This window comes from Exiguobacterium sp. s78, from assembly GCF_018618985.1.
In the GTDB taxonomy this organism is placed as follows: domain Bacteria; phylum Bacillota; class Bacilli; order Exiguobacteriales; family Exiguobacteriaceae; genus Exiguobacterium_A; species Exiguobacterium_A abrahamii.
Map to the genome: position 1 here is coordinate 1,059,781 of NZ_JACSNB010000001.1, position 14,838 is coordinate 1,074,618.

The following is a 14,838-nucleotide window of genomic DNA, read 5'->3' on the forward strand; positions in this document are numbered from 1 at the left end:
TATCCACACTCCTTTCTCATACCTTTCTTTCCCATCATCTTGGATGTAGTAAACACCTGTATTTCATATTTCATGATATCAAATATGTTAAGGTTCTTGCTTGAGCACCTCTCATGGACATGTTAAGATGACGTTGTGAGAATTGAAAGCGCTTTTACAAATTGATGCAATCGTTTGCTCAATATTGTAGCACGTTACGTACATAAAAGAGGAGAGTGTTGAGGATGGAACGTAAATGGTGGCATGATAGTGTCGTTTATCAAATTTACCCACGTAGTTACAATGATTCAAATGGGGATGGAATCGGTGACTTGAATGGGATCATCGAAAAGTTGGATTATTTGAAGACGCTTGGTATCGACGTCATCTGGCTAAGTCCTGTCTACGATTCACCGAACGACGATAATGGCTATGACATCCGTGATTATGAAGCCATCATGAAGGAATTCGGAACGATGGATGATTTTGATCGTCTTCTAGATGAGGCACATGCACGAGATATCAAAATCGTCATGGACCTCGTCATCAATCATTCGTCAGATGAACATCAGTGGTTCGCGGAATCGCGTCAAAGCAAGGACAATCCGTATCGGGATTATTACATGTGGCGCCCAGCAAATCCAGACGGTTCGCTACCAAACAACTGGGGATCGATTTTCTCTGGACCTGTCTGGGAATATGATGAAACAACGAATGAATACTATCTTCACTTATTCTCGAAGAAGCAGCCTGACTTGAATTGGGAAAATGAACAGATGCGTCACGATGTGTACGGGATGATTCGTCGGTGGTTGGATCGAGGGATTGACGGTTTCCGAATGGACGTCATCAACTTGATTTCGAAGACACCTGGACTACCAGATGCGACGGTCCATCCAGGAGCACTGTATGGAGATGGTGGAGAACATTATATCAATGGACCACGTGTTCATGAATTTTTACACGAAATGAATGAAGCCTCTTTCGGTAAATACGATGTCTTGACAGTCGGTGAGATGCCAGGAGCGACGACGGATGATGCCATTCTATATACAGATCCGGCACGTAAAGAGGTCAACATGGTCTTTACGTTCGAACATATGGATCTCGATTCAGGTCCGAATGGGAAGTGGGACGTCATTCCGTTTGATTTACTCAAACTCAAGCAAAATTTCACCAAGTGGCAGACGGCGTTACATGAGACGGGCTGGAACTCGCTCTATTGGAACAACCACGATCAACCCCGTGTCGTCAGTCGATTCGGTAATGACACGACGTACCGCGTCGAGTCAGCTAAGATGCTTGCTACATTGTTGCATTTGTTAAAAGGGACACCATATATCTATCAAGGCGAGGAAATCGGCATGACGAACGTCGCTTTTGAAGACATCGCGGACTATGAAGATATCGAAATTCGGAACATGTGGAAAGAACGTACGGAACAAGGGGCATCACCGGCTGAACTACTACGTTCTATCCATATCAAAGGACGCGACAATGCGCGGACACCGATGCAGTGGGATGCGTCGGAGAACGCTGGTTTCTCGACGGGAACACCATGGTTAAAGGTCAATCCAAACTATCCGGAAATCAACGTCGAACAGGCGCTTGCAGATGAGCAATCCATCTTTTATTACTATCAACAGTTGATTCGTCTACGACATGATCATGAACTCATCGTGTATGGTCGCTATCAACTCTTACTCGAAGATCATCCGGAAGTATACGCCTACTCACGGACGCTTGAAGGGGAGACATGGTATGTCTATTGTTCGTTTGCGGATCATGATGTGAACATTCCGTCTACGCACGATACGTCAGACCGCGTCATCGGAAACTACGAAGAGACAGTCATGACAGATGAACTTACGTTACGACCATATGAAGCTGTCGTTTTCAGAACGTTTGACGCCTAAATTGTTTCGATAAAAAATGGCATTGCCCTTACATATGTAGGGGCAATGCCATTTTAATCATTAAGAAGGGATCGTTCTGATTGTGCGATCTGTTTCACTTGTGAAATGATTTTTTCACGATCAGTTGTAGTCGAATTGAGATGGATACCGTACAACCGCTCAGGACCGGAAGGCTTCTCATGCAATAAAAACCCTTCGATGCATAGTGGCAATTGTCCTTCAATCAATGAGAATTCAACGACGATTTTCATTGATTTGTGAAGTGGAAGTTTTAGTTCTGTGCTGATTGCTAGTCCGTTCGGTGAGATATTATGAATCTTCATCAACCCTTTCGGTGTACGCTGTTCATCTTTGAGTAAATAAAATTCACCAATTATAGGAGTCTTCAGCGTATATCGAAACGGTTCATTGCGTTTGATTTTCATGTAAGCACCTCCACTCCCATTATCCGACAATTTCGTCAAGTCTTCTAGTTTTTTTTAGGTCATGCAGCAGCGTCTGTCGATTGTTTCGTTGGGTGGATACGTTTTGCTAAATACATGAATGGTGTCGCGAACCAAGCGACGACGAATTTCGCAAGATACGTCGTAATGAAGATTTGCCACCAGATGGAGAAGGGCATATCGTGAAAGGCAATCGCACAAAACGTCAACGTATCAAGCAATTGACTTAATACGGTTGACCCTGTCGTCCGTAACCAAAGCTTACGTTCGCCTGTCTTCTGACGGATCTTTGAATAGATAAAGACATCGAATAGTTGCGAGACGAGATAAGCGGCAAGACTACCAACAGCAATCCATGGTAAGAGTCCAAACAATAAATGCAAGGAATCGGATGTTTCAAGTGCAGCCTTATCAGCAAGTGGTGTATACAAGAGACTGAACTGCATGAGAACGGTCGTCGTGATCAGGGAGAAGAACCCCATATAGACGCCTTTACGAGCGACCTGTTTTCCGTATTTTTCATTGAGGATATCTGTCGCTAGATAACAACTGCCATACACGACGTTCCCTAACGTGAAGACGAAACCAAAAATATCGACGGTTTGTGTAACTTGGATGTTTGCAATGATTGTTGCGATGGCAATCCACATCAACAATCCTGTCTTACCAAATAAATAATAACTGAAAATCAATAATCCCATCGTCAAAAAAATGGAAGGGATCCATAACCATTCGTTCATGAGATGTACTCCTTTCTGTTCATACAGATGAAAATTGTACGCTGAAATTCATCAACTGTCAAAGGTGACGAAGCGATGAGGGGCATTAAAAAAAGACCATGAGTTTCATGGTCTTTCGGATGGTCTTTAGCCCATTCGTTGCAGAGAGTACCGACGACGTCTTCCTTTGACGTAATAGTTCTCTGTCGACGTAAAATCATTCGCTTCCAAAATGCGTTTTGCAAACGAAGCGTGTGGTGATTGTTCAAGGACACGCGCGCGTACTTCGTGACGATCTAGTAACCCAGAATACGTCAATGCTTCAGCAACTGCTTGAGTAGCTAGACCCCGACGCGTATAGGGATCAAACACCATGAAGTCGAGTTGGAAGTAGTGACCCATTTTTAAGAGCAGAACCCGCCCCATGATCGTATCCGCTTCAACGATATCAAAGTAATAATCTTCAGGATAGCTGTGCTCGACGGAATCAAAAGCCCGCTCTTCTCCAAGCTCATGGTCATACCCTTTGATTTCTTGCGGAGTCAGTCCATATGCTTGCTCGCCATACTTCAAGAAATGATCGTACTCAGCTTGATCGACATGACGTAATGTTCGACGTCTCAATTCCATCACAAAATCCTCCCTCATCCCAATTGATGCTTCGTTTACATTATAGCGATACCCTCCGTGCAATTGCAAAAATTAACTGGAATCGATCCGCAGGAAGAAATCTAAAAAAAGTCATTCTGTAATCATCTTGTGATTGTTTTAATTACCTCGGAATATGGTAAAGTAATGATGTAGACAACTGCATACTGGAAGGGGCTGGAAAACGTGTTCACAGAACGTGACGGAATCAAATTGCGTCTAGAGCAAATCGAACGATTGTATTCGGACTTGAATCGTGAAGCGAAACAATTGACGGAACGCTTACGCCAATTAGATGAACAAGGGGATGAAGTTCAACATGATCTTTCCCTTAATAAAGAAGACCGCGATCATTTGAAGTCAAGCATCGATGAAACGCTTCAGGCACTCATGAAGCGGACGACGGTCGATGCAAAAGTCGAACAGGAAAAGCAAGAAGACCTGATTTCGAAAAAAGCATTGATTGAAGATATCGAAGGATTATTGAAGAAAAAGAAATAAGCTAGCTCCGGCTAGCTTATTTTTTTATGGAGGAACGCATTATGAAACCAACCATTGGACTGACGACATGTCTTCGTCCGACTGACGACGTGCATCATCGTGTGAAGCAGTTGTTAGCGGATGAGACGATACATTTTATCTATGTCGTGCGTCAGAAAAAAAGCATAGAACACTTGCAACAGGAGACAGGATTACCGGTGCTTGTCGTCGATAAACAACGGCTTGATTTATATCCACTAGGTGAGACCACATCGTTCTTTTTCCATCCTTCAAGTGCGGTGTTTCGCATCAAACAAATTGATGCAGGAGGAGGCGATCCTCTCGTTGCGATCGGACGCTTATCGGAAGGGATGCGTGTGCTTGACTGCACACTTGGTCTTGGAGCAGATGCCATCGTCATGAGTCATTCCATCGGAGAGCGGGGGCGGATCATCGGGTTAGAAAGCCGGGTTGAGACAGCATTTGTCGTCAAGAATGGATTAAAACGGTGGGAAGAATCTTACGAACCGATCAATCAAGCGATGCGACGAATCGAAGTGAAAGTCAAACACCATTTAGCCTTTTTGAAAGAATGTCCGGATAACTCCTTTGATGTCATCTACTTTGATCCTATGTTCGAACAGACCGTCGAAGAATCGACGCATCTCGACGCTTTACGAACGCTTGCGAACTATGAAGCTTTATCTGTGGAAGCGATGGTGGAGGCGAAGCGTGTGGCACGTCAGCGTATCGTTTTAAAAGCACATTATGAGAGCCCATTGTTTGAACGGTTTGGGTTCGAACGAACAAAGCGTAAAACGTCGAAGTTGCATTATGGCGTGATTGAACTGTAGATCAAAAAAAGACCTCTGCCAATCATACGGCAGAGGTCTTACTCGTTATTCGCTGATTATTGAACAGCGTCTTTTAATTCGTCTTCCATCTCTTCAAACGTTTCCTGAACGGCATTGACTGGTTGTTTCGTCATCAAGCTGACAACGACCGTAAAGATCAAGCTTGTGAAGAATCCAGGTACCATTTCGTAAAGCGTCGTACTAAGTCCGAGTTGAACCCAGATGATGACAGTCAAGGCACCTGAGATGATACCAGCCAGTGCACCTTGTTTCGTCATCCGTTTCCAGTAGAGAGAAAGCAAGATGATCGGACCAAAGGCAGAACCGAATCCAGCCCATGCATAACCGACAAGTGCAAGAATCGTCGCTGACGGATTCCAAGCGAGTACACTTGCAACGATTGCTACGAGAAGCACAGAGATTCGACCAGTAAAGACGAGTTGTTTATCCGTTGCATCCTTTTTCAAGAACGTTTTATAAAAATCTTCTGTCAACGCACTCGAAGTAACGAGCAACTGTGATGAAATCGTCGACATGATTGCTGCAAGAATCGCAGCCATCAAGAACCCAGTGATATAAGGGTGGAACAGTACGTCAGAGAAGCGGATAAAGACCGTTTCCGGGTCGCCAAGTCCGTTCCCTTGACCTTCGAAATAGGCGATTCCGACGAGTCCTGTCATCATCGCACCAAGAATCGAGATGAACATCCATCCGATCCCGATACGACGGGCGCTTTTTAAATCCTTGACTGAGCGAATCGCCATGAAACGGACGATGATGTGTGGTTGACCGAAGTAACCAAGTCCCCAGGCAAGGAATCCGATGATTCCAAGAACTGTTGTTCCTTTAAGTGGATCAAACAACGAAGGGTCTAATTTTTCAGCGTAGTTGTATGCACCATCGACTCCGCCGACGTCTGTCAATGCGACGACAGGAACAAGCACGAGTGCGATGAACATGATACAGCCCTGGACGAAGTCGGTCCAACTAACTGCGAGAAAACCGCCAAATAACGTGTAGGCGATTACGACCGCAATCGTCAAGAGCATACCATAGTGGTAATCAAATCCGAATGAGCTGACAAATAATTTTCCACCTGAGACGATTCCAGCTGATGTGTAGAACGTGAAGAAGATGATGATGACGAGTGCTGATACAGTACGAAGCACACGTGATTTGTCTTCAAAACGATTCTCTAAGAAATCAGGGATTGTAATCGAGTCGTTCGCCATTTCCGTATAAAGTCGAAAACGTGGTGCGAGTACTAAATAGTTTACGTAACATCCAATCAATAATCCGAGTGCGAGCCAGAGTGCTGAAACACCTGTCGCGTACATGGCGCCGGGAAGTCCCATGAGCATCCATCCACTCATATCCGATGCACCAGCAGAGAGTGCTGTGACACCTGGACCGAGATCGCGTCCGCCTAACATGTAATCTTCTGTATTCGTCGTTCGCTTGTAGGCAAAATAACCGATTGCCAACATGAGAACAAGATACAGGATGATTGAAATCCATTCTTGCGTCATAAAGTTAAATCCTCCAAATGCAATAGTTTTTTTCAGCGATCAAGCATGTATTGACTCATTCGCCAAATGATATGTTCCCCACCTTACAGGGGATAAAACGACTTTGCAAGTCACGTCAAATTCATGAAAAGTACCGCTACGCCTAGTGCCTTAAGGGATTGGGACGGTTTTAGTCCCTGTTGAAGTTCTACTAGTTCGAATGTTCAGAATAATTAAATGAAAAATAAATGACCCTAATAAATTAGGATCATTCGTGTCATGTTAATGGGTCCAAAACTGTTGGTATGCGGAGCTTAAACGGTCTAATGCCTGATCTAATTGTGCACGAGGACACCCGATATTTAACCGTTCAAATGTTTCTCCGCCAGATCCGAACGAAGAACCATGTGTTAGAGCGATTTTTGCTTCCTTGACGAGCCAATCTGCTCGTATTTTACTATCTAGTTTGAGTGCTTTGAAGTCGATCCACAACAGGAAAGTTGATTCTGGAATGACAACGTCTAATTTTGGCATCTCTTGGCGAATCCGACGAATAGCATGGTCACGATTTCCTTCTAAATACACAAGTAATTGTGAAAGCCATTGCTCACTCGCAACATCACCATACGCTGCTGTAATAGCAGTTGAAGCTAATGCATTCGGGTGAACGAAATGACGCTGCTGGATACGCTCGATCTGTTGACGAATCGAGATGTCAGGTACGATCAGATAAGACGCATAGAGACCCGGAATATTGAACGTTTTGGATGGTGCACTTACTAAAATGAGTTTTTCATAATCCAAACCAAGAATAGGCGTGTGCACGGAACCTGTATAGACGAGGTCCGCATGAATCTCATCGGATACAACATAAACATCATGTTGCTTCGCGAGTTCGACGATTTGTTGTAATTCTTCTCTCGGATAGACTTTACCGCTTGGATTATGCGGGCTACAGAGAATCATCATACGTGCTGTTCGCATTTGTCGTTCGAGAAGTGGAAAGTCGGTCTGGTACGTCTCACTGTCTAAAAGAAGCGGACTTTCAATGAGTTGTCGTTGATTAGACTGAATGATTTGATGAAATGGAGGATAGACCGGTGTTTGGATGATGATTTCATCACTTGGTTCAGTCAATGCTAGGACAGTATGCGCAAGTCCAGGAACGACACCGCTTGAATAAAGAATGGAATCAGTAGTGATTGATACGTCATACCGCTTTTGAAACCAATGCTGAATCGCTCGTTTTGCTTCGTCTTCAAACATCGAGTAACCGAAATGACCTGTAGCAGCACGTCTTGTCAATCGTTCTGTCAAATGGTGTGGTGGACGGACGTCCATGTCGGCAACCCACATCGGAATCAGCTCATCTGATCCATACAGCGAAGGGAGCCCGTCCCACTTGACGGATCCTGTATTTCGTTTCTCGATCGTTTCATCGAAATTGATTTGTTCCATCAGACTTCACTCCTGTTCTTTAATAATTGAATGACTCCATTTCACCATAGCGGATAGGGAGAGAGTGGGGCAAGTCGAAAAAAATAAAGGTTTAACATTTATACGATCAGGTAATTACTAAACTCGAACCTACCATAACGAAACGGAGTGATGAGCATGTTGCATTCTAAAGTAGTCGTCGGGCGATCGCCTGAGGAGTTAGAGGAGAGACTAAATGAATTTTTTGAAAATAATGGGGTCGGATCGAACGCCATCATTACATTAAAATTTTCAACATTCGTTGCGTCTAAAGCGGATGAACATTATTCAGTTTTAGTCGTCTATGATAACTCGCTAACGAAAACTACATTGTAAATTAGTGACAAGAAGTTGAGCTGAAAAAGCATCGACTTCTTGTTTTGTCTTTTTTTATAAGTTATACTAGAATCAGGTTTTGCAAGCTTCCGTAGGTTAATGGCAGACCTCAGCAATGGTAATGCTGCAGTGCGAGTTCGATTCTCGCCGGAAGCATAGACACGTCTTCCGTCTCAAGTGATATATACTTGAAACGGAAGACTTTTTTCATGAGTTCGATATTTTTGATTTGAGGAGTGACCTCTATGCATCCAGTCATTCATTCTGTTGGTGATAAAATCAAACAAGAACGAAAAAAACAAGGAATGACACAAAAAGCACTTTGTGAAGGAATTTGTAGTCAGGCTGAAATCAGTAAAATCGAAAATGGTCGAAATTCCCCAACGATTGATTTGTTACAGCAGATTTGTCGAAGACTACGCATCCCGATTTCATTGTTTTTTGAAGATGAAATCGTCTCGCAAAAATTAAATGAAATTGATCAAAGAATGCTGCGCCATATGAGAGAGAAAACTTACTCAGCTATGGAGAAGGATTTAGAAAAATATGCGAAATCAAATACTGAATTTGAAATTCAAGTGTTAATTCGATATCATCAAAAGCTATTATTACATGAGAAAGGAAACATCGATTTTAGAACATGTATTTCTGCGTTGTTAAAATTAGTCATTGAAGAAAGTTTAGTTGAAAAGTCATTTCTTCTCTACACCAGAATTCAGATGGCAATCGCTGTTTTATATACGAATCACGAGGATTACACGCATTCTCATCAAATTTACGAAGCGTTATTAAAACTACCTTACCGTACACGCGAGTATAAAAAAATTAAAATGAAAATCATATATAATTACTTACGTAACTTATATCGGTTAAAGCGATTCGAGGAAGGGTTAAAAGAAGTTGAACACGCTATAAAAGAAACCAAAGAGCTAGAAGATTTAACATACATTGGTCACTTTTATTATCAAAAGGGCTTCTTTTTAGAAGCGTTAAACGCTTCCGAGAAAAGTATTAAAGAAGCGTATACAATTGCTTACTCATTTTTCACCGCGACGAATAATCACGCATACCGAAAAATTCTTGAAACACATTTATCAGATCTATTGCTATTTCCTGTAGATGAAAGTGAGTGAGGAATGATAAAGATGGATGATTTAACTTCATCAATCGGTGCAAAAATTAAACAATTACGTATCGAAAAGCAATTGACTCAACAAGCACTATGTGAGGGTATTTGTAGTCAGGCTGAGATTAGCAAAATCGAGAACGGCTTAAATTCACCAACCGTAGAATTATTGCAAAAAATTGCCGCTCGTTTAAATAGTCCGATTGCACTTTTATTCGAGAATCCTCAAGCTAATGAAGAAATAGCTTTTTTTGATAAATTTATTTCAGATCAACTTCGAGAAGAGAATTTTGATCAAATCATACAATTCATTTCAAAGTATGATTACAAAACGAATATGAATTTAATCATATTAAGTGCTTACTTTAAGATCATTGTGGAGATGAAACAAAATAGATTTGATTTTAGAACAGCCACGTCCTTATTAAGTAATCTTTTAAATGAGTATGATGTTTGGAACGAATCCATTTCGTTATTCATTCGGATTAAAACGGCAATTGCAAATATATATGCTGAACATGAGTTATATCATTTAACTACAGGTACTTATTCCGATATTGAAACGCTATTAGAGCAACTTAAAACTTCCCAATATATTACTTCTTTGATAAAAATCTATTTTAATCATGCTCAAATTCTTTTATATCAAGATTTATTTGATGAAGCGAACGTGTTTATTCAAAAAGGAATTAATTTATGCTTAGATTCTCAACAGACTTTTCTGTTAGGGCATTTTTATTTTCAATTAGGAAATTATCAAGAAGCTGTCGGTAACGCTTTATTTCAAAAGACATATACGATAGCTTATACATTGTTACACGCATTTGAATTTCAAACGACGAAACAATTAGTCGTTGACTTAAAGAAAGATTATTTATTGTTTACTTTTGAGTCTACCGTTAAACACGAAGCATGATTCAAAACACAATGTGACGTTTTAAGATATTTGGAGGATTTGATAAAATGGTTAATGCTAATCCAATTGGAGAAAACTTAAAACGATTTCGTGTTCAAAAGGGGTATTCTCAAAAAGAACTATGTGCTGATTTATGTAGTCAAGCTGAAATTAGTAAAATTGAAAACGGCTTAAATTCTCCGACTGTTGATTTATTACAACAACTTGCTGTAAGGTTGCAAGTTCCCATCTCTTTGTTGTTTCAAGAACATACCGATGAGGAAAAGTTCTTTCAACTAGATCGATTCTTATCCGATTTGCTTCGAGAAGAGAAATACAAAGAGGCGTTAGAGCGAATTCACCAGCAAGAAAAGGATAGCATTGTCGAAATCGACATTTTAAAAAGCTACATCAAGACGATCATTGACCTAAAGCAAAATCGAATCGATTTTCGGTCAGCGGCAAGCCTACTCAGCAACTTGTTGATTGAAAAAGAAGTCTGGTCTCAGTCCATTCAATTGTTCATTCGAATCAAAATGGCGATTGCGAATATGTATTCAGAGCAAGACTTATTTCATTTAACGGAATCCGTGTATCAGGAATTAGAAAATGAAATCGAAGTTCTTCAGTCCACTATCCATCTAAATTCGCTATTGAAAATTTACTTCAATCATTGTCAAATCCTTGAGTACCAAGGGAAATCTGAGGAAAGTATTGTCATCGCAAAAAAAGGATATGAGTTATGCTTGATGCATAATCATACATTTCTCTTCGGTCATTTTTATTATCAACTCGCTCATTATAATGAACATCTAGGTGAGAAAGATACAACACTCCAAAAACAGTACTCAGTCGCCTATGCACTGTTTCATGCGTTTGAACACGACGTTCGGAAAAAGATGATTCTTCGTATGAAAGAACAGTATTTATTGTTTGTACTTTAATTATAAAAATGCTTATCGATGCCAAAAAATACCTTGTCGGTCTAAAAATCACCGGACAAGGTATTTAAGAGAGTCTTCAAATAGAAGATGGTCATTTCTTAGTTCACTTTTAGTATCAGCGAAGATTCTTCCCCACTTAAAACTTACGACCGAATTGTCGGCACTCTTGCAGTGCTTGTTCGATTAATTCAGAGGCACGTTCCGGGTATTGCTGATGTCCTTCGAGAATGACAGTCGATACATCATCAATTCCGAAAAATGCTAATAGATCGAGCATGTAGCGAACAGCGTGCTCACTCGATGCTTTCTCTTTTGTCGAATAATCACCACCACGTGAATGAATCAACAGGACTTGTTTGTCTTCAACAAGTCCGATCGAACCTTCTGCCGTATAACGAAACGTTTGCCCAGCTTGGGCAAGGTAATCCATATAATTGTGTAGTGGTGCCGGAACCGTCAAATTCCACATCGGAAATGAGAAGACGACCTTGTCGGCGTCTAAGAACCCGTTTAAATATTCCTGAAGTTGCTGCGCATGTGTCGCATCCTCTCCAGTTAATTCCTCGCCTTTAAAGAGACGACCTGCCGCACTCGCAAGTTTCAAGTCAAAGAAGGGAAGACGCTCTTCAAATAAATTCAAAACCGTAACTGTATCATCTGGATGTGATTCGCGATACGCGTTCAAAAAGGCATCGTTCAATTCAGAGCTAATGCCTTTTTTTTGATGTGTGCTATCGTTCGCTTCAATGAATAGTAAATGTGACATAAACATTACTCCTTTCTATACTTATCTATTCCCATTCTGCTCAAAATCATGACTTCTCCACATTTTATTATTTTTAGAAAATTCAGGTTTTATTTTGGTTCTGATAAGGAAAATAAACGACAGGAACTAGAAAGAGGGGATGGCGGTGAATACACAGCGACGTTCTTCCAATAGTCTGCAATATCATCGAGAAATTCGAGCAAATTATCAGTTGTTCGGGATGATCATTTTTGTGTTGACGAGTTGTGGTGCCGTTTTATACATCGTGGCGAATATATTCAGTCGCTCCGGTTTAGATGGAGACGATTGGGTGCGAGCAATCGTCATTGCAAGTGCTGGAATCGTGCAATATTTTATCGGTAAAAGTACATTGTCGGATCGATTGAAGCCACATATGATGTCGAGTATTTTTTTATTGATTCCTTATATTTATTATCCATTCATTGATCGAGGTGTTCAGTCCGTTTGGGCATGCGCACTACTTTTTATTTTAGCGTCTCTTGTTGTTATTAACCGAACGATGTTGTTATACGCAACGAGCATCACGACGATCTCCTTACTCTATATCTGGTATCAAACCCCTTCATTAGAAAACGTTACGATGTTTGCATCTGATCATATCGCACGAATTGGACTTATCTTAATTGCGACGATCATCAGTTTATTAATCCACAATCAATACGTCACCCGTCTTGAACGTAATATTGACTACTTAGCACGTTTGCAAGAACAAGCATTTACGGATACTGTGACAGGTTTGTCGAACCGTTCTTCTTTTGTCATAGAAGTGGACAAGAAAAAACGAGAAGGCGACATGATTTGTCTTGTTGATCTGGATGATTTTAAAACCGTCAATGATGCTTTTGGTTACCGGACAGGTGACCGCACTTTGCACATCATTGGTCGTCGGTTAATGAATCGCTTTTCAGATTGTACGATTGCGAAAGCGAGTGGAAGTGCTTTTTTACTGCATGCTCCAAACCATTACGATGCACGAACTCTTTGTGACGATATTTTATCGAGTGTATCAGAGCGCGTTCAAATTGACTTTAAACAGATTAACGTCACTGCAAGTATCGGTGTTTCCTATGTAAATGACGAAACGACGGACCATGTCATTAATGATGCGGAGATTGCCTTATTCACAGCTAAATCCAATCGGAAAAATACGTATGCAATTACAGATTTAGCGACACAAAATGAACGAAAACGGGCGCTTCAATTAACACGCGACTTATACGATGCAGAGCTGGATCGCGACTTTTTTATTTTATTTCAACCTCAGGTCAATGCAAAAACGCGTCAAATTACAGGAGTCGAAGCATTGATTCGTTGGAATCATCCGGAATATGGTCTCGTTCCGCCAAATGAGTTCATTCCACTTGCGGAGCGGACACGTTTCATTGAGACATTAGGCGTTTGGGTCATGCGTCAAGCTTGTTTCCAAGGAAAAGCATGGTTGGAAGAGGGGAAGGAGCCGTTAACGATTTCTGTGAATGTCTCACCGTGGGAATTACGTCAATCTGATTTTATGGATCGCGTATTGGGGATTTTAAAACAGTCTGGCTTCCCTCCGTCATTACTCGAAATCGAGATGACAGAACACATCTTCATTGAAGGAACAGAGCAAATCATCGAGACATTAAACGCACTTCATTTATACGGGATCCGGATTGCGCTCGATGACTTCGGAACGGGATTCTCATCGATGCAATCGTTAGTGGAGTTACCGTTCGATCAATTGAAGATTCCAAAAGAAATCGTTCAAGAAGCCATTCATTCAGAGAAGAAACGAGCAATGATCGAGACGATCATTCAGTTAGGAAAGCGATTAGATATGACAATTGTAGCTGAAGGGATTGAATTAGAAGAAGAGGCGGTATTGCTCGAGCGATTGGGATGTCATACGTTGCAAGGATATCTCTTCCATCGCCCGTTACAACCAAGACAATTAGAACACTTTTTGACGATATATCGAGAAGGCTGACGATATGGTATATCAAAAAAAGAAAGGAAACAGGCGATGGACATAGTCCATCGCCTGTTTGTATAACTGTATATCAATGAATCACAGATACCGCGCAAAACGACGTTCGAGAACCTCTTGAATGACTGCGATACAAGAACAGATTCCCCAGTAAATGAACGCAACGACAAAATAGACGGTCATATAATCGAATTCGCGCCCACCGACGATTTTTGCTTTTTGAAAAATCTCAGGAACTGTAATCATGGCAGCAAGCGATGAAGCTTTAACCAGATCAAGCAAAACGTTTGAGAGTGGTGGGATGGCAATCCGGATCGCTTGTGGCAAAATGATGCCGACAAACGTCCGATACCTGGATAAACCGAGTGACGCTGACGCCTCTTCTTGACCACGATCAATCGACAACAAGGAGGAGCGAATGATCTCCGCCATGTACGCAGCACTGTTCAAACTAAAACCGGTGATGGCTGCTGTTAACGCGTCAAGTTGAATATTGATGACCGGCAGTCCAAAATACAACATGAACAGCAACACGAGAATCGGAACACCACGCATGAACGAGATATAAGCGCTCGCTCCGATGCGTAAAAGTCGAAGGTGAGACAGACGGCAAAGGGCAAGGATTAACCCGATTCCGAGACCAATGACCATGCTGAGCAAGGAAATCCATAGCGTCTGTCCCAGTCCACTCAAAATATAAGGAAACGATTCGACCGCCAATTCCGGATTGAAGACGGACCGCCAATCAATTGAAGACATCG

14 protein-coding genes and 1 tRNA gene are annotated in these 14,838 nt (G+C 41.5%); 8 read left to right on the forward strand and 7 right to left on the reverse strand.

Annotated features, from left to right (window positions below):
• Nucleotides 1-224: 224 nt before the first annotated feature.
• Nucleotides 225-1,895, forward strand: a complete 1,671-nt coding sequence (locus KNQ18_RS05265) for a glycoside hydrolase family 13 protein (RefSeq protein ID WP_215083970.1) — start codon at nt 225-227, stop codon at nt 1,893-1,895.
• Between the two features lie 53 nt (nt 1,896-1,948).
• On the opposite strand, the gene KNQ18_RS05270 is transcribed toward KNQ18_RS05265, so the two are convergent.
• The 3 genes from KNQ18_RS05270 to KNQ18_RS05280 all read right to left on the reverse strand — a co-directional run bounded on the left by KNQ18_RS05270 (nt 1,949) and on the right by KNQ18_RS05280 (nt 3,687).
• Nucleotides 1,949-2,320, reverse strand: a complete 372-nt coding sequence (locus KNQ18_RS05270) for a PilZ domain-containing protein (protein WP_133207467.1) — start codon at nt 2,318-2,320, stop codon at nt 1,949-1,951.
• A gap of 59 nt (nt 2,321-2,379) precedes the next feature.
• The gene (locus tag KNQ18_RS05275) at nt 2,380-3,078 is read right to left on the reverse strand and encodes a queuosine precursor transporter (RefSeq protein ID WP_029341956.1); all 699 of its coding nucleotides are present in this window, start codon (nt 3,076-3,078) and stop codon (nt 2,380-2,382) included.
• 126 nt (nt 3,079-3,204) lie between these two features.
• Nucleotides 3,205-3,687: a GNAT family N-acetyltransferase gene (locus KNQ18_RS05280; protein WP_215083972.1), complete on the reverse strand. Its 483-nt coding sequence runs from the start codon at nt 3,685-3,687 to the stop codon at nt 3,205-3,207.
• A 204-nt stretch (nt 3,688-3,891) separates the two neighbouring features.
• Between KNQ18_RS05280 and KNQ18_RS05285 the strand changes: the two genes are divergently transcribed.
• Nucleotides 3,892-4,206, forward strand: a complete 315-nt coding sequence (locus KNQ18_RS05285) for a hypothetical protein (protein WP_023468579.1) — start codon at nt 3,892-3,894, stop codon at nt 4,204-4,206.
• Between the two features lie 41 nt (nt 4,207-4,247).
• Complete coding sequence (locus KNQ18_RS05290) at nt 4,248-5,039, forward strand: class I SAM-dependent methyltransferase (protein ID WP_251133299.1); 792 nt, start codon at nt 4,248-4,250, stop codon at nt 5,037-5,039.
• 56 nt (nt 5,040-5,095) lie between these two features.
• Here KNQ18_RS05290 and putP read toward each other — a convergent pair whose 3' ends face one another.
• Together putP and KNQ18_RS05300 are read right to left on the reverse strand one after the other, a co-directional pair.
• On the reverse strand, nt 5,096-6,568 hold the full coding sequence (gene putP / locus KNQ18_RS05295; RefSeq protein ID WP_023468577.1) for a sodium/proline symporter PutP: 1,473 nt from the start codon (nt 6,566-6,568) through the stop codon (nt 5,096-5,098).
• 261 nt (nt 6,569-6,829) lie between these two features.
• A complete protein-coding gene (locus tag KNQ18_RS05300; protein ID WP_215083984.1) occupies nt 6,830-8,005 on the reverse strand; it encodes a MalY/PatB family protein in 1,176 nt (391 codons plus the stop codon).
• A gap of 439 nt (nt 8,006-8,444) precedes the next feature.
• On the opposite strand from KNQ18_RS05300, the gene KNQ18_RS05305 reads away from it, so the two are divergent.
• From KNQ18_RS05305 to KNQ18_RS05320, 4 genes are all read left to right on the forward strand, one after another.
• Nucleotides 8,445-8,515, forward strand: a tRNA-Thr gene (locus KNQ18_RS05305).
• A gap of 89 nt (nt 8,516-8,604) precedes the next feature.
• Nucleotides 8,605-9,492: a helix-turn-helix domain-containing protein gene (locus KNQ18_RS05310; protein ID WP_215083986.1), complete on the forward strand. Its 888-nt coding sequence runs from the start codon at nt 8,605-8,607 to the stop codon at nt 9,490-9,492.
• A gap of 12 nt (nt 9,493-9,504) precedes the next feature.
• A complete protein-coding gene (locus KNQ18_RS05315) occupies nt 9,505-10,401 on the forward strand; it encodes a helix-turn-helix domain-containing protein (protein ID WP_215083988.1) in 897 nt (298 codons plus the stop codon).
• Nucleotides 10,402-10,448: 47 nt separating this feature from the next.
• A complete protein-coding gene (locus KNQ18_RS05320; RefSeq protein WP_149427556.1) occupies nt 10,449-11,324 on the forward strand; it encodes a helix-turn-helix domain-containing protein in 876 nt (291 codons plus the stop codon).
• A gap of 136 nt (nt 11,325-11,460) precedes the next feature.
• Here KNQ18_RS05320 and KNQ18_RS05325 read toward each other — a convergent pair whose 3' ends face one another.
• Entirely contained in the window at nt 11,461-12,090 is a 630-nt protein-coding gene (locus tag KNQ18_RS05325) for an FMN-dependent NADH-azoreductase (RefSeq protein ID WP_149427555.1), read from the reverse strand.
• Nucleotides 12,091-12,235: 145 nt separating this feature from the next.
• Here KNQ18_RS05325 and KNQ18_RS05330 point away from each other — a divergent pair, with 145 nt between their 5' ends.
• Entirely contained in the window at nt 12,236-14,077 is a 1,842-nt protein-coding gene (locus KNQ18_RS05330; protein WP_483299399.1) for a putative bifunctional diguanylate cyclase/phosphodiesterase, read from the forward strand.
• 81 nt (nt 14,078-14,158) lie between these two features.
• Here KNQ18_RS05330 and KNQ18_RS05335 read toward each other — a convergent pair whose 3' ends face one another.
• Nucleotides 14,159-14,836 (reverse strand): amino acid ABC transporter permease, encoded by a 678-nt coding sequence (locus KNQ18_RS05335; protein ID WP_149427553.1) that lies wholly within the window; start codon nt 14,834-14,836, stop codon nt 14,159-14,161.
• Nucleotides 14,837-14,838: the final 2 nt, after the last annotated feature.